General features: G+C 72.3%; 15 protein-coding genes. 4 read left to right on the top strand and 11 right to left on the bottom strand.

Translation table 11 applies throughout. The features are described 5' to 3' along the window. Positions 1 to 162 precede the first annotated feature (162 nt). Positions 163 to 1,275, top strand: a complete 1,113-nt coding sequence (locus AC2D8W_RS21270) for a helix-turn-helix transcriptional regulator (protein ID WP_484673215.1) — start codon at positions 163 to 165, stop codon at positions 1,273 to 1,275. 3 nt (positions 1,276 to 1,278) lie between these two features. On the opposite strand, the gene AC2D8W_RS21265 is transcribed toward AC2D8W_RS21270, so the two are convergent. Beyond that, on the bottom strand, positions 1,279 to 2,682 hold the full coding sequence (locus tag AC2D8W_RS21265) for an AMP-binding protein (RefSeq protein ID WP_484673214.1): 1,404 nt from the start codon (positions 2,680 to 2,682) through the stop codon (positions 1,279 to 1,281). A 57-nt stretch (positions 2,683 to 2,739) separates the two neighbouring features. On the opposite strand from AC2D8W_RS21265, the gene AC2D8W_RS21260 reads away from it, so the two are divergent. After that, a complete protein-coding gene (locus AC2D8W_RS21260) occupies positions 2,740 to 4,020 on the top strand; it encodes an amidase (protein WP_484673213.1) in 1,281 nt (426 codons plus the stop codon). A gap of 16 nt (positions 4,021 to 4,036) precedes the next feature. Here the strand turns inward: AC2D8W_RS21260 and AC2D8W_RS21255 are convergent, their stop codons facing one another. The 3 genes from AC2D8W_RS21255 to AC2D8W_RS21245 form a co-directional block, all read right to left on the bottom strand. Continuing rightward, positions 4,037 to 4,732 carry a phosphatase PAP2 family protein gene (locus AC2D8W_RS21255; protein ID WP_484673212.1) on the bottom strand — a complete coding sequence of 232 codons (696 nt, stop codon included), beginning with the start codon at positions 4,730 to 4,732 and terminating at the stop codon, positions 4,037 to 4,039. Between the two features lie 43 nt (positions 4,733 to 4,775). After that, entirely contained in the window at positions 4,776 to 4,958 is a 183-nt protein-coding gene (locus tag AC2D8W_RS21250) for a hypothetical protein (protein WP_293480012.1), read from the bottom strand. Between the two features lie 117 nt (positions 4,959 to 5,075). After that, positions 5,076 to 6,218: an L-lactate dehydrogenase gene (locus AC2D8W_RS21245; RefSeq protein ID WP_484673211.1), complete on the bottom strand. Its 1,143-nt coding sequence runs from the start codon at positions 6,216 to 6,218 to the stop codon at positions 5,076 to 5,078. Between the two features lie 197 nt (positions 6,219 to 6,415). Here AC2D8W_RS21245 and AC2D8W_RS21240 point away from each other — a divergent pair, with 197 nt between their 5' ends. Further along, positions 6,416 to 6,748, top strand: coding sequence for a hypothetical protein (locus AC2D8W_RS21240; RefSeq protein ID WP_293480016.1), 333 nt, complete (start codon positions 6,416 to 6,418; stop codon positions 6,746 to 6,748). A gap of 10 nt (positions 6,749 to 6,758) precedes the next feature. On the opposite strand, the gene AC2D8W_RS21235 is transcribed toward AC2D8W_RS21240, so the two are convergent. The 6 genes from AC2D8W_RS21235 to rlmJ all read right to left on the bottom strand — a co-directional run bounded on the left by AC2D8W_RS21235 (position 6,759) and on the right by rlmJ (position 12,232). After that, a complete protein-coding gene (locus tag AC2D8W_RS21235; protein ID WP_484673210.1) occupies positions 6,759 to 7,430 on the bottom strand; it encodes a cytochrome b/b6 domain-containing protein in 672 nt (223 codons plus the stop codon). A gap of 1 nt (position 7,431) precedes the next feature. Continuing rightward, complete coding sequence (locus AC2D8W_RS21230) at positions 7,432 to 7,935, bottom strand: c-type cytochrome (protein WP_484673209.1); 504 nt, start codon at positions 7,933 to 7,935, stop codon at positions 7,432 to 7,434. Positions 7,936 to 7,996: 61 nt separating this feature from the next. Beyond that, complete coding sequence (locus AC2D8W_RS21225) at positions 7,997 to 10,099, bottom strand: AsmA family protein (protein ID WP_484673208.1); 2,103 nt, start codon at positions 10,097 to 10,099, stop codon at positions 7,997 to 7,999. Positions 10,100 to 10,156: 57 nt separating this feature from the next. After that, positions 10,157 to 10,717, bottom strand: coding sequence for a sugar transferase (locus AC2D8W_RS21220; RefSeq protein ID WP_484673262.1), 561 nt, complete (start codon positions 10,715 to 10,717; stop codon positions 10,157 to 10,159). 62 nt (positions 10,718 to 10,779) lie between these two features. Further along, positions 10,780 to 11,334, bottom strand: a complete 555-nt coding sequence (locus AC2D8W_RS21215; RefSeq protein WP_484673207.1) for a hypothetical protein — start codon at positions 11,332 to 11,334, stop codon at positions 10,780 to 10,782. Positions 11,335 to 11,404: 70 nt separating this feature from the next. Further along, positions 11,405 to 12,232 carry a 23S rRNA (adenine(2030)-N(6))-methyltransferase RlmJ gene (rlmJ, locus tag AC2D8W_RS21210; RefSeq protein ID WP_484673206.1) on the bottom strand — a complete coding sequence of 276 codons (828 nt, stop codon included), beginning with the start codon at positions 12,230 to 12,232 and terminating at the stop codon, positions 11,405 to 11,407. A 63-nt stretch (positions 12,233 to 12,295) separates the two neighbouring features. Between rlmJ and AC2D8W_RS21205 the strand changes: the two genes are divergently transcribed. After that, the gene (locus tag AC2D8W_RS21205) at positions 12,296 to 13,363 is read left to right on the top strand and encodes a DNA topoisomerase IB (RefSeq protein WP_484673205.1); all 1,068 of its coding nucleotides are present in this window, start codon (positions 12,296 to 12,298) and stop codon (positions 13,361 to 13,363) included. 9 nt (positions 13,364 to 13,372) lie between these two features. Here AC2D8W_RS21205 and AC2D8W_RS21200 read toward each other — a convergent pair whose 3' ends face one another. After that, positions 13,373 to 14,338 (bottom strand): alpha/beta fold hydrolase, encoded by a 966-nt coding sequence (locus AC2D8W_RS21200; protein ID WP_484673204.1) that lies wholly within the window; start codon positions 14,336 to 14,338, stop codon positions 13,373 to 13,375. Between the last annotated feature and the right edge of the window lie 48 nt (positions 14,339 to 14,386).

The raw sequence follows: 14,386 nt of genomic DNA, 5'->3' as shown, positions 1-14,386 counted from the left end.
CTTCGCTCCCAATCCTGTTGGGGTGAAGCGCTATCGCACATTGCCCGCGCCGTCATCCGGCGCCGGCCGTCCGGGGCCTGAGCCGGGGCGCGCTATCCAAATGGATGATGCCGGCTTGCCGGATGCTGGCCGAACATAGTTCATTCGGATGATGAGGCCTCCGTGTTCGACGAAGCCCGCCTGATCGACGACATCTACGCCGCGGCGCTGGACCCCGCCCGCTGGGTCGGCGTCATGGAGCGGCTGTCGGACGCGGTGGGCGGCCTGCGCGGCTGCCTGACCCGCATCGACACGCGGACCGGCCAGGGGGTGGACGCGATCCTCTTCCGCTCGGACCCCGCCTGGGTGGACGCCTATGCGCGCCACTTCGGCGCGATCAACGTCTTCATGGGCAAGGGCGGCGAGGCCGCGCCCACCGTCTCCACCGAGCTGGATTGCCTCGCGCGCGAGGACTACCTGCGGTCCGAGTACTACAACGACTTCATGCGTCCACAGGACGTGGACCGCGCCCTGTTCATCCGGCTGGGCGCCATCGGCACGGTGGCCAGCACCATCAACATCGGCCGCCGGACCGGCCAGACGTTCGACAACGCCGACCTGGAGCTGGCCGCGCGGCTTCGGCCGCACATGGTGCGCGCGTTCGAGATCGGGCAGCGGCTGGCGGGCTCGGCCGGCATGACCCGCACCCTGGTCGACGCGCTGCAGGTGTCGTCGCACGCGATGTTCCTGGTCTCGCCCGACGGAGCCCTGGGCTACGCCAACGCCGCCGGCGAGCGGCTGCTCGCCCGCGGACGCGGCCTGACGGTACTGAACGGTCGGCTGACGACCTCCCACGCCGAGAGCGCGCGTCGCCTGGAGCAGCTGCTGGCCGACGCGGCCTTTCGGGCGGGACCGCGGGCCGCGGGGGCCATGAACGTCCCCAGCCCCGCGGGCGGCATGCCCCTGGCCCTGCGCACCACGCCGATGCCGCTGGACGACGGCCCGGTCTTCCGGGCGGCGGCGCCCGTGCTGGTCTCGGTCACCGACCTGGAGGACGAGGTCCGCGCGCCGGAGGACGAGCTGCGGCTGCTGTTCGGCCTCACGCCCGCCGAGGCCAGGCTCGCCGCCGCGGTGTTCGACGGCCTCACGCTGGCCGAGGCGGCGGAGCGGTTCGGCGTCAGCGTGAACACCACCCGCTTCCAGCTCGCCCGGGTCTTCGACAAGACCGGGGTCACGCGCCAGGCCGAGCTGGTGAAGCTGATGATGCGGCTGGCCAGCGGCCCACCGGGCGCCTGACGGCTACCCCCGGAACAGCTCGGCGTAGCGTTCGCGCAGCAGGTTCTTCTGCACCTTCCCCATGGCGTTGCGGGGCAGTTCGTCGACGAAGACGATCCGCTTCGGCGCCTTGTAGGCCGCCAGTTGCGATCGCGCCGCGGCGATCATCTCGGCCTCGTCGCCTTGCCCCATCACCACAGCGACCACGCCTTCGCCGAAGTCCGGATGCGGGACGCCGACCACCGCGCTCTCGGTGACGCCCGGCAGCTCGTCGAGCACCAGCTCGACCTCCTTCGGATAGACGTTGTAGCCGCCCGAGATGATCAGGTCCTTGGCGCGGCCCGAGATCCAGACCCGCCCGTCCGGGTCGCGCCGGCCCACGTCGCCGGTGAGGAAGAAGCCGTCGGACGTGAACTCCTCGGCGGTCTTCTCGGGCATCCGCCAGTAGCCGGGGAACACGCTCGGCCCGCGGATCTGGATCACGCCGGTTTCCTCGGTCCGGTCGCCGATGCGCAGGTCCACGCCCGGCAGCGGATAGCCGACGGAGCCGGCGATCCGCTCGCCGTCCAGCGGGTTGGTGGTGATGATCACCGCCTCGCTCATGCCGTAGCGTTCCAGGATGCGCTGGCCGGTCCGCTCTTCGAACTCGGCGAAGGTCGACGGCAGGAGCGGCGCGGAACCCGAGATGAAGACCCTGACGTTGTCGGCCCGGGCCTTCGTGAACGCCGGGTTCGCCAGGAGCCGCGTGTAGAACGTCGGGACCCCCATCATCACCGTCGAGCGCTCCAGGCCCGCCAGCACCTCGGCGTCCGAGAACTTCGGCAGCCACACCATGGGGCAGCCCGAGAGCAGCGCGCAGTGCAGCGCCACGAACAGCCCGTGGACGTGGAAGATCGGCAGGGCGTGCAGGAGCACGTCGCCGGGCGTGAAGCCCCAGGCCGCGTGCAGCGCCAGCGCATTCGCGGCGAGGTTCCCGTGGCTCAGCATCGCGCCCTTGGAGCGCCCGGTCGTGCCCGAGGTGTAGATCAGGGAGGCGAGGTCCCCCTCGGCCCGGGCGACCGTGGCGTCCAGCCGGGGGCCGCTCATGGCCTCCGTCACCCAGGCCGGGGGATCGGTGATGAACGTCTTCGGCTCGGCGTCGCCCAGGAAGTAGTCCACCTCGGCGCGGGTGTAGGCGCTGTTGAGCGGCAGGTAGACGGCCCCGGCCTTCAGCACGCCGAGATAGACCATGATGCTCTGCGGCGACTTCTCGGCCTGCAGGGCGACCCGGTCTCCGGGTTGGACGCCCTGCGCGACGAGCCGTCCCGCCACGTGCGCGGCGCCGTCCTCGAGCGCCCCGTAGCTGATCTCCGAGCCGTCGCTCAGCAGGAAGCAGGGCTTCGTACGATCGGCCGGAAAGCGCCCGGCCAGCAGGTCGTAGAGGTTCATGCGGCCCTGCGTAACTCATCCCTGCCTTTCAGGGGAGGCATGGCTTAGAGAGAGCCGATGACCCCCTCGGACGCCCTCGCCCGCATCCGCCGCTACGACCCGCGCCTGAGGGCGTTCGTGCAGGTGTTCGACCCGCCTCTGTACGGCGAGGACGAGGACGGCCCGACGGTCGCGATCAAGGACCTGATCGACATCCAGGGCGTCCCCACAGGCGGCGGCGCCCAGGTCGCGCTGGACGGCGACCCCGCCCGGCACGCGCGTGTCGTGGAAAGGCTGCTGCAGGCGGGCTGGTCGGTGGTCGGCAAGACCCACACCGTCGAGCTGGCGTACGGGGGCTGGGGGACGAACCGGGCCGTCGGCGCGCCCTGGAACCCCTGGGACGCGACGGTGCATCGCGCGCCGGGCGGCTCGTCGTCGGGCTCGGCCGTGGCCGTCGCGGCCGGCCTCTGCGACGCGGCGCTGGGCAGCGACACGGGCGGGTCGGTGCGCATCCCGGCCGCCGTCTGCGGCGTGGTGGGGCTGAAGCCGGGGCGCGGGCTGGTCAGCCTGCAGGGGGTGCATCCCCTGGCCCCGTCGCTCGACACGGTGGGCGTCCTGGCGCGCGACGTGGCGACCGCCGCCCGTGCGCTGGCTGTGATCTCGGGTCCCGACGACGACAGCGCCGTGCGCGGGCCGTTCGACGCCGAGGCGGCCCTTTCGGCCGACGTGCGCGGCCGCCGCCTGGCCGCCATCCCGGCCGCCGCCCTCGGCGAGCTGGATCCGGACGTCGAGCGGCTCTACCTCGAAGCGGTCGGGCGGCTGCGCGATGCGGGGCTGGTCGTCGAGATGGTGGTCCCGCCCCGGGCCCTGGAGGACTCGTTCACCCCGAATGGCCTGCTGATGGCCGGGGAAGGCTGGCGAATCTGGAAGGACCGCGTCCGGGCGCACGCGGCGGTGATGGACCCCTGGATCGTGCGGCGCTTCGAAGCCGGCCGGGACGTGTCGGACGCGCGGCTCGCCGAGGCCGTCCGCGAGCGCGCCGAGGGGCAGCGCAGCTTCCACGCCTGGCTCGCGGGCTACGACGGCCTGCTCTCGCCCACCTGCCCGATCCCCGCGCCGCCGCTCGACACGATCGACGAGACGACCTCGCCGCTGAGCCGGCTGACCAGGGCCGCCAACTACCTGGACCTGCCCGGCCTCAGCGTCCCTTGCGGTCTGACGTCCGGCGGCCTGCCGGCGGGGCTGCAGATCCTGGGCGCGCCGGCCGACGAGGAGATGGTGGTGGCGCTGGGCGCCGCCTTCGAGCGGGTCTCGGGCTGGGACGGCCGGCGACCGGACCTCGCAGGCTTCGAATCCTGAGCCGTACGGCGTGGGCTCAGGCCGCGCCGCGCACGGTCCCGCCCATGCTCCGCAGCGCCATCCAGGCCGCCAGGGCCCAGGCGGCGCCCAGGCACCATCCCGCCAGCACGTCGGTGGGCCAGTGCACGCCCAGGTACACGCGGCTGAAGCCGACCGCCACCAGCACGAAGGCGGCGAGGCTGTAGGCCAGCGCCTTGCTGCGCCGCCGCGGCTCGAGGCTGGCGATCAGCATCGCCACCGTGAGGTAGCAGGCCGCGGCCATGGTGGAATGGCCGCTTGGGAAGCTTCCCGAATAGACGTAGACCTCGTGCGGCACGAGGTCGGGGCGGGGGCGCGCGAAGAACGCCTTGCTCGCGCTGCTCGAAAGCGTCGCCAGGATGACCGTCACGGCCATGACGAGCGCGTGCCGGGGCTTGCGGTGGAAGGCGAACGACAGCGTCGCCACGATCGTGACCAGCGTGACCATCGTCGTGCCGCCCAGGGCCGTGAGGTCGCGGATCGCCTCCTCGACGCCGTGGGAGCCGATGGGATCGTTCAGGTCGCCGGGGGTGCGCAGCGCGAGGATCAGACGCTGGTCGATGGCGCGGGTCTCGCCGTCCGCCATCTCGTCGGCGACCTCGAGGAACGTCCACAGCGCGCCGGCCGCCAGCATCAGGCCGATCAGGACACGCGCCTCGAAGCGGCGGATGAACCGCCAGATCGTCTGAAGCATCAGGCCAAGCTGGGGGCGCGGACCTCGGGCCGCAACCCGGACGTCAGGCGGCGACGCCAGCGTCCTCTCCCGTGCGGCGCAGCATCGTCTCCACCGCGGCCATGGCGGCGTCCTGCGTGGGCAGGCGGCCATCCGCGACGGTCACGCCGTCCTCATCGTAGACGCTCCAACGCCAAGCGTTGTCGTCCTGGCTCAGGGAATAGGCGAGCGACATACCTTTACGCATACCCGTCCTCCGATACACGACCGGGATAACCCGCACGAAACCAAACGGTTTCGCACCGCACAATAGAATTCCCGTGATCGCGAATTGGACTCGCCTGCCGCGCGAGCTGGCGGGCCTTCAGGGGCGGTCGAGCAGGCTCCGGCCAGCGTCGCGGGCGTTGTTGCAGCCGGTGAGGATCATCGCCACCGCGAGCTCGGCCCGCAGGATGTCGAGCATGCGGGCGATCGCGGGTTCGCCCCCGGCGCCCAGGGCCCAGGCCCACGCGCGGCCCACGAAACAGACCTTCGCGCCCAGCGCCAGCGCCTTCAGGACGTCCAGGCCCGAGCGGACGCCGCCGTCCATGTAGACCTCGAGGTCGCCGCCCACAGCGTCGGCGATCGGCCCGAGCGCCGAGATGGTCGAGCGCACGCCGTCGAGCTGCCGCCCGCCGTGGTTGGAGACCACGAGCCCGTCCGCGCCCGCCTTCACCGACGCCTTCGCGTCCTCCACGTCCAGCACGCCTTTCAGCACGATCGGGCCGTCCCAGGTCTCGCGCACCCAGTCGATGTCCTTCCAGGTCACGGAGCGGTCGAAGTTGCGCGAGATCCAGGCCAGGAAATCGGTGACCCGCCGCCCCTCCTTCACCGCGGCCTGCACGGACCCCAGCGTGTGCGGCCGGCCGTTCACGAACACGTCCCAGGTCCAGGCGGGATGCAGGACGCCGTCCTTGAGCTGGGTGAGCATCGACTGGAGCGGCGTGCCGCCCGTGAATCCCGAGCGGACGTCGCGGTAGCGCGACCCCGGCAGCGGCAGGTCGACGGTGAACACCAGGACCGGCGAGCCGACCGCCTTCGCCCGCGCCAGCAGCTCGCGCATGTAGCCGCGGTCCTTGAGCATGTAGAGCTGGAACCAGGGGGGCGTTCCGGTGGCGGCCACCTCCTCCATGGAGCACACGCTGACCGTCGAAAGGCACATGGGCACGCCGGCGGCCGAGGCCGCCCGCATCGCCTGGCATTCGCCCCGGCGGCCGTACATGCCCGCCATGCCCACCGGCGCCAGGCCCACCGGCATCTTCAGCGTCTGTCCCAGGGTCTGGACGCTCATGTCGAGCTGGGACATGTCGCACATCACCCGCTGGCGCAGGGCCAGCGCCTCGAGGTCCTCGACGTTCCGCCGCAGCGTCACCTCGGCGTAGCTGCCGCCGTCGATGTACTCGAAGAAGATGTTGGGCAGCCTGCGGCGCGCCAGCTCGCGAAAGTCCGAAACCGAAGCCGCCCGCATCGCCGCATCCTCCCCGACCGACGGTGCGTTTTGGAGCCCCGCCGGGGCCGGCGCAAGCGGCTGCGGCGCTCGCGCCGCCCGCTCAGCGCCGCTGGGACGCCGAAATTTGCGCCCTGCCGTTGGACGGCGCGGACGGTCGCGGTAAAGGCAATGCAGACCGCCGCGCCGCGGAATCGAAAGCTGGACGGAGAGACTTGGTGAGCGACCGTATCGAGCGACCCTGGGCCCTGATGCGTCACCACGCAGGCTGGGCGGACGTCTTCCACATCGAGCACGAGACCGCCGATTCCATCACCGGCTTCTATCCCGACCGGGAAACCGTGGGCCCGCCGGTGAACTACTCGACCCGCGCGGTGCTCGCCCGCTTTCCCACCCTGGAAGCCGCCCGAGCCGCCCGCGAAGGCGCCGTTTCCGAATGGCGCAAGCACGACGCCGGGGTTCGCGACGCCGAGACGAAGCTGCGCGAGGCCGAGAAGGCGCGCGAGGACGCCTGGCTGACCTGCCTGCGGGACGCCGCCGAGCGGAGCTGAGCCGCCGGCCCTAGAACCGGGCGCCGCGCGACAGGAACCAGGCGACAGCGGCGGCCAGCAGCACGCCGACGATCAGCCGCCACCACGGCGCGCCAGCGAGACCGGGATCGCTGGGCAGCACGCGCCGCCCGGTGATCATCGGCCACACCAGGTTCGTCCGCTTCCAGACGGCGTAGAATGCGATCGCCAGCACGTGCACGGCCACCAGCGCCTGCAGGATGCGGAAGTTGAGTTCGTGCCATTCCGCGATCTGGCGGCCCGTCTCGAAGCTGACGCGGTCCGAGAGCGGGCCGGCCTCGAAGGCGTCGACGTCGACCGTGAAGAGGCCCAGGCCGACCTGCACCGCCAAAACCAGCAGGATCGCCACGACGCTCAGCGCCCCCAGCGGATTGTGACCCGGCGTCACGGCCGTCTCGCGCGCGCCCAGCGTCCGCGCATAGGCGGCGATGGCCTTTGGTCCCTTCACGAAGCTCGCGAAGCGCGCCGCCTCGCCGCCCGCGAAGCCCCACCAGACCCGGAAGACCACGAGCCCGAGGATCGCGTAGCCGCTCCATCGGTGCCAGTTGAGATGGTCTTCCGCCGACCACCACGAGAACAGCAAGAGGACGACCAGCAGCCAGTGGACCACGCGCACGGGTCCGTCCCACAGCTTGACCGTAGAACCCGCCATCGGCTCGGCCACGTCAGCTCTTCTTTTCCTGCCGGTACTTCTCGTGGCAGCCGCGGCACGCCATGAACGTCTGGCGCGTCTGGGCCCGGATGGCGTCGAGGTCGCTGCCGGCGGCGACCTGGGTCAGCTTGGCGGCCTGCGTCTGGAAGTTCGACGCCGCGGAGGTGAAGCCGGCCGCGTCGGCCCACACCTCGGCCTTCGCCTCGCTCATGGGCCGGGCCTGCACGCCGCTGCCGCGCGGGAACCAGGTGGGCAGCGCACGCGACTGGCTGGCGACGACGTTGGCGTTCGTGCGGACCACGGCCAGGCTGGGCGACGGCTTGCGCAGTTCGTCGTTCAGGCCCTTGAAGGCTCCGCCCAGCTTCTTGAAGTTCTCGTGCCGCGCGTAGGCCGCCTTGGTCGCCGCGCTCGCGTTCTTCGGCATCACGTCATCGTGCGCGATGGCCCCGCCGGCCGCCACCGCCGCGCCAATGCCAAGTGCGACGGCCAGCGCCGCGTTCTTCCCGATTAGCGCCATCGCAAGCCTCTTCCGATCCCCGAGTGTCGCCGTGGAGATTGCCGGGCTCGGCGCTCGCCCGTCAACGGGCGCGGGCGGACGACCTCGCCACGGGCGTGCCCTCGGCCCGCGCCTCGCTCACCAGGCCTGCGCAGTTCGCGTCCTTGGCCAGGCCCGGGTCGATGAACGGCAGGACCGCGGCCAGAGGCGACAGGAACGAGCCCAGCGCGAGGCCGCCCGCGCCCTGGGCGATGGCGGCGCCGGGTTCGACCTTCAGCTTCGGCGCCATCAGCGGGCCGGTCATCCTGACGGGCAGCAGCACGCGCACCAGCCGCAGCTTCTTGTTCTCGCCCCGCACCTGCAGATCCATCCGTTCGCGGTCGAGATCGATGGCGCCCTTCCCCCTGACGACCACCGGGCCGGTGTCGAGCACGATCCGCTCGGCGCGCAGGACGCCGTTCTCGCCGCGGAAGCTGGCGACCGCGCAGCGCAGCTCGGTCGTGTCCTTCTTGTTCAGAAGACCCAGGCCCTTGATGACGTTGACGCCCATCAGCTCGGCGATCGACTCGCGGATCTCGCCCGCGGGCGCCACCAGCGTGATCTGGCCGTCGGCCCCGCCGAAGGTCTTGTGCAGCGTGTTCCCGGACCCGGAGAGGCGCGCGCGGCCCACCAGGGTCCCCGTCGCCGGCGGCGCGCCCTTGAAGCTGATCGGTATGAGGCTTTCGATGCGAGCGCCGGAGAGCCGCAGATCGAGGTTGGTGGTGGGGGTCGCCCCACGCGCGTTCAGCGCCACCTGGCCCTGCACGCGGCCTTGCGGCAGGTCGAGGCGCACGGGGTCGGCGCGCAGCAGCCCGTCCTCCAGCTTCACCTGCACCGAAGCGGCGGTGAGCTTGATCGGCGTGTCGCGGATCGACAGGGCCCGATACCGGACGTCGGCGTCCATCGCCCGGATCCGGGTCACATCCAGCGGCGCGTCCGAGAAGATGCGCTGCTGCGCCACCATGGTCCGCGCCACGGCGACCTGGCTGGCGGACGCCGTCTCCCCGGGCCCGACTTTCGGCGCCGCGCCGAACACCGCGCCCAGGTCGTCGAAGTCGAGGCTGTTCGAACGAAGATCCGCCTTCAGCAGCGGCCGCTCGCGGCCGGTCGTGAACGAGACGTCGCCGGCCAGGTCCGAGTCCCCCACGCGGCCGGCCAGGTTGTCGATCTTCCAGACGAAGTCGTCGCGCGAGATGCGCCCGCGCAGGCTGTACGGCGGCGAGTTCGGGAGCGCCACGCCGGTCAACGGGAAGAGCTCGGCCAGGTCCGGGCCGCGCGCCGTCGCATGCATGTAGAAATGGGCCATGTCGAAGGGCCGGGGCACCGCGCCGCGCGCGGTCACGAAGGTGTCGCCCGCCCGGACTTCGGCCTCGAACGGATAGGGCTTCGTGCGCTCGATGTTGAGGAGCGGACCGCCCGTGACCTCGGCGCGGAACGGCGCGCCGTTGATCGTGCCGCGGCCCAGCAGCTGGAAGCCCTGGGAGCCTTCGCCCAGCTGCTCGCGCGCGTTGATGGAGCCTTCGAACCGGATCTTCCGCTGCGCGTCGACGTAGGTCAGGCGGCCGTCGCGGACGACGAAGCGCTGGATCGGCGGAAAGTCCGCAGGCGGGTCGCGGCGGCCTTCCGAGAAATCCCAGTTCTTCCGCCCCTGGGCGTCCGCCACGAGGTCGAACTTCGGGCGGTCAATCGTGAGCACCCGAGTGTCCAGCTTGCCCCAGAGCAGCGGCACGAGACGGACGCGCACGCCGAGGCGCTCGATCGACCCCATCTGGGGGCCCTTGGCCCAGGCGGGGTTGGCGATCGTGATGCCCTCGACCGTTGCGGACGGGCGCCACGACCAGATGTCGGCGTCGAGGTCGCCGGTGATCCGGACTTCCCGGTGCAGGCGCGCAGACGCCATGCGTTCGAGAGGCCCGCGGAACCAGTTCCAGTCCCAGATCGCCACGAGGAAGGCCACGGCGGCCGCGATCAGGACCAGGATCGCGCCGCTCCAGGTCAGGGCCTTGCGCGAAGGCCGCCGGATCGTCGGCGCCTTCAGACCGGCGTGCGCCAGCCGCTCGCGTAACGGCCGTCGGCGGCCGGCCGGCTCGCGCGGGGCGTCGGAGCGTCGCCTCGGCGACGGCTTCTGGATCGGCTGCTGGCTCACGGTTCGCCTCCGGAGCCCTCACAACGCGCGCCGACCGCCTCCGTTTCCTGAGGTCGTCTAGTGGCTTACGCCCCGGGCGTGGATCGCCGCGCGGAACGTGCGGGACAGGATCGCGAGGTCAAAAGCCAGCGACATGCGCCGCAGGTACTCGGCGTCCAGCTTCACCTTCTCGGGGATCGGCAGCTCGTCGCGCCCGTTGATCTGCGCCCACCCGGTGATCCCCGGACGCAGGCGATGGACCCCTTCGGCCGTGCGAAGCGCCACCAGGTCGTCCTGGTTGAACAGCGCCGGCCGCGGACCCACCAGGCTCATGTGGCCGACGAGCACGCTCCAGAGCTGCGGCAGCTCGTCCAGGCTCGAGCGGCGCAGGAAGCGGCCCAACGGCGTCACCCAGCGCTCGGGGTCCTGCAGCAGATGGGTCGCCACGTCCGGCGTGTCGGTCCGCATCGAGCGGAACTTGGGCATGTCGAAGATGCGGTTGTCCCGCCCGACGCGGCGGGACCAGTGGATCGCCGGCCCGGGACTGCCCAGCCGGACCGCCAGCCCCACGCCCAGCAGGAGGGGCCACAGGACCGCCAGGCCGCCCAGGGCCGCAAGGATGTCGAAGCCGCGCTTCAGCACCCGCCGTTGTTAGAGCGAGTTCGCCCCGGATCAAACCCGCGCCTGGCCCGCGTCGGGGCTCAGGCCGGTCCGGTGGCCCCCGAGGCCGACGCGCCCTTGCGCGGCCGCGCCTTGGGCGTTTCCTCAGCCTGGGCCGCCGACGCGGGCGGCGGTTCCGCCGTCGCCGGGCTGCCTCCGTCCGCATCGGGCGCCTCCACCGCGCTTGCGGAGGGCTGTTCTGCGGCGTTCTTTGTGGGGGCGACCTCCGCCGTCTCCATGGCCAGCAGCGGGCTCATGGGCGCAGCCTCGCCGCCCACCGGGATCTCGGGCAGGTCCGGCGCCACGGCCTCGACCACCTCCGCAAGCGTCTCGGCGGTTTCGGCGAGCGGCGCCGCAAAGGGCGCCATGGCTTCCGGCAGGGCGTCGGCGGCGGCGCCGTACAGGGCTTCCAGGTTCATCGGCCGCGTCCAACGCGTCAGCCACCAGTAGGTCATCGCGCCGGCGGCGGCCGCGCCGTAGTAGGCCCAGAGCGGGGACGCGGCGCCCACGAGGAGCGCCGGGCTCAGTCGCGGTTCGCCGGGACTGGGCGATTGCGGTGGCGCGAACTGGGGAGCCGGAAGTTGGAAGGCAGCCATGACGGTTCCTCTGCGACGGGGGGAGCGTGCGTCGCAACATAATCCGCCCCGCGGCTTCGCAGTTGCGAAATTACCGTAACGGAAGGCTGTACGTCCGATGACCGCCGCCGGCGCCCAGCGCTTCAGCGACCCAGCCGCAGATCGCGGCAAACGGCTGGGCCAGGTCAGGGCCGTTCACGAGGACGAGCGCGCAGCCGTTCATCTTCATGGGATCGCTCAGCGGCCGCACCCGGCACTCCGCCACCAGCATCGCCGACGCGACCTCGTCTTCCAGGTCCCGCAGGAAGGCGTCGAAGGTCTCGAGGTCCTTCAGCGGCAGCCAGACGAGGGCCTGGGCGGCGGGATTGCGGCTGCGCAGGCCGGCGACCGTGTCCACGATGCGCGCATAGTCGTCCGGCTTCTCGAACGGCGGATCGATCAGCACCAGGACCCGGCCGGACGCCGGCGCCTCGCGCAGCGCCGCCTCGTAGCCGTCCGCGTTGAGCGTCCGCACGCCGGCCCGACCCGCCAGGGCCGCACGGAGCGCGTCGTGTTCCTCCTTGCGCAGCTCGCAGCCGACGTAGCGGTCGGCGGGCCGCAGGGCGTGGGCGACGAGCCACGGGGACCCCGGATAGCGGCGGGTCGGCCCACCGCCGTTCAAGGCCGCCACCGCCGCCCGCAGGGGCTCGAACTCGGGTGGCGCATCGGCCGCCGGCCGCAGCCGCAGGATCCCGGCCTGGGCTTCCCCCGACGCGGTCGCCTCGCGCCCGGTCAGGTCGTACAGGCCGCGCCCCGCGTGGGTGTCGACGACCGTCAGCGGCGCCGGCTCCGTCGCGAGGTCGGCCAGCAGGCGCAGCAGGGCGGCGTGCTTCACCAGGTCGGCGAAGTTCCCCGCGTGGAAGGCGTGGCGATAGTTCAAGCAAGTCTCCGGAACCCTCCCTGCGCATACCACGTTGCGGCCCCGCTCACAGGGCGGTGCGAGATGCCGAGGGACATGGCTGCCGACGACATTCCCGAGGGTCTCGCCTACGTGAGCGACCAGGATCCGGGCATCCGGCGCAAGCCCGCGCGCGGGCACGGCTTCAACTATGTGGGCGCGAACGGCGAAGCCGTCACCGACGAGCGGACCCTGGACCGCATCCGCGCCCTCGTGATCCCGCCCGCCTGGACCGACGTCTGGATCTGTCCCCGCGCCAACGGCCACATCCAGGCCACCGGCCGCGACCAGCGGGGCCGCAAGCAGTACCGCTACCACGAGCGCTGGCGGCAGGCCCGCGACGAGAACAAGTACGACCGCCTGATCGCCTTCGGCCGGGCCCTGCCCCGTCTCCGCCGACGGGTGGACGAGGACCTCTCGCGGCGCGGGCTGCCGCGGGAGAAGGTGCTGGCCGCCGTCGTCCGCGTCATGGAGAAGACGCTGATCCGCGTGGGAAACGAGGAATACGTCAAGCAAAACAATAGCTTCGGCCTCACCACGCTGCGCGACCGGCATGTGCGGGTCGGCAGCGCCCAGGCCCGCATCGAGTTCAAGGGCAAGAGCGGCAAGGTCCACCAGACCGGCTTCAACGACCGCCGCCTCGCGCGCATCGTCAAGGCCTGCCAGGACCTGCCCGGCCAGCGGCTCTTCCAGTACCTGGACGACGACGGCCAACGGCGCGCGGTGGAGAGCGCCGACGTCAACGCCTACATCCGCGAGGCCATGGGCGAGGACTTCTCGGCCAAGGACTTCCGCACCTGGGCGGGCACGGTCGCGGCCGCCCAGGCGCTGATGCTGCAGGAGCCCTGCGCGAGCGCGACCCAGTCCAAGCGCGCGGTCAACACCTGCGTGAAGGCCGTCGCCGGCGTGCTGGGCAACACCGCGGCGGTGGCGCGCAGGGCCTACATCCATCCGGCGGTGCTGGACGCCTTCGCCGAAGGGCGGCTCGAGCTGAAAACCGGCGGGGAGGATCGCGCCTTCGAGCTCGCGGTCCTGCGCTTCCTGGAGGCCGCGCGCGACCGCGACGCCGCCAAGGCGCAGGGCGCCGCGCAGAAGATGGCCCGGACAGCGTAGGGGCGAGCTTCAGGACCCGGACGGCGCGGCCCGTTGCGGCGCGTCCAGGAACGCGGCGACGGCCTCCAGCGTCTGGGCGTAGCGTCCCACCAGGGCATGCCCGCCCGTCGGGTGGATGATCGCGCGCCCGCCGGCGGCGGCGGCGATCGTGCGGGCCCGCCCGGCCGTGCCGAAGGGGTCGTCCTCGGCGCTGATCGCCAGCACCGGGCAGCCGATCTCGGCCAGCGGATACGGGCGGCGGTCGGCCGCCGTCGCGACGTCGAAGCGCATGCCTGCGCGGCGTGGTCCGATGGGAAGGAGGTGGTCGAGCACCTGCCGGATCCGCGCCGCCTCCTCCGCCGTGGCGGCGTCGAGGACGCGGGGCTCGACGCCCAGCATGGTCCGGCTGAGGAGGCCGGGGGCGAGCGGCGTCGCCTTGAGGGCCGCCCACGCCGCGAGATCCGAGTTGAAGACGGCCTCGGCCACTGCGCCGCCATGGATGGCCACGCCCTCAGGCAGGTAGTCGGCCGGGACGAGCAGGACGAGGGCGCTGCACCGCTCGGGGTGTCGCGCGGCGAACTGGATGGCCGACCAGGCGCCCGCCGAGATGCCGACCACCGCGGTCTTCCGGATCTCCAGCCGATCCAGCAGGTCGGCATAGGCGTCGGCCTGCATCTCCGGGCTCAGGCCGGCCGGGCGCGCCGAGCGCAGGTAGCCGAAGCGGGACGGCGCGACGATCCGGAACCCGCGGCCCGCGAGGGCGCCGGTCATGTCGAGCGCCTGGTCGAAGCCGCCGGCGGCGCCATGGATCGCCAGCACCGGCCGGCCGTCGCCGAGGACGGCGTACTCCAGCTCGCCGGCGCGCGTCGCCGCGATCGTGCTTCGCCCGTCCAGCCGCGCCCGCGCGGCGGCCATGTCGCGGGCGTAGGCGGCATAGAGGGCGCCGCCCCCGAGGAGGCAGGCGGCGGCCAGGGCGATGGCGATCCGGCGCGGCATCGCTGACGCCTATCGGGCCGGGAGGCCGTTCGCCTTGATCGATCTCAG

The organism is Phenylobacterium sp. T106 (assembly GCF_057219735.1).
This window is presented reverse-complemented; position numbering and strand designations above follow the sequence as displayed.

Excerpts from the sequence above, each read along its gene's own strand:
- AC2D8W_RS21265 (WP_484673214.1), bottom strand. The coding sequence starts at position 2,682 with ATGAACCTCTACGACCTGCTGGCCGGGCGCTTTCCGGCCGATCGTACG.
- AC2D8W_RS21230 (WP_484673209.1), bottom strand. The coding sequence starts at position 7,935 with ATGGCGCTAATCGGGAAGAACGCGGCGCTGGCCGTCGCACTTGGCATT.
- AC2D8W_RS21255 (WP_484673212.1), bottom strand. The coding sequence starts at position 4,732 with ATGCTTCAGACGATCTGGCGGTTCATCCGCCGCTTCGAGGCGCGTGTC.
- AC2D8W_RS21250 (WP_293480012.1), bottom strand. The coding sequence starts at position 4,958 with ATGCGTAAAGGTATGTCGCTCGCCTATTCCCTGAGCCAGGACGACAAC.
- AC2D8W_RS21215 (WP_484673207.1), bottom strand. The coding sequence starts at position 11,334 with ATGGCTGCCTTCCAACTTCCGGCTCCCCAGTTCGCGCCACCGCAATCG.
- AC2D8W_RS21245 (WP_484673211.1), bottom strand. The coding sequence starts at position 6,218 with ATGCGGGCGGCTTCGGTTTCGGACTTTCGCGAGCTGGCGCGCCGCAGG.
- AC2D8W_RS21205 (WP_484673205.1), top strand. The coding sequence starts at position 12,296 with ATGCCGAGGGACATGGCTGCCGACGACATTCCCGAGGGTCTCGCCTAC.
- AC2D8W_RS21260 (WP_484673213.1), top strand. The coding sequence starts at position 2,740 with ATGACCCCCTCGGACGCCCTCGCCCGCATCCGCCGCTACGACCCGCGC.
- AC2D8W_RS21200 (WP_484673204.1), bottom strand. The coding sequence starts at position 14,338 with ATGCCGCGCCGGATCGCCATCGCCCTGGCCGCCGCCTGCCTCCTCGGG.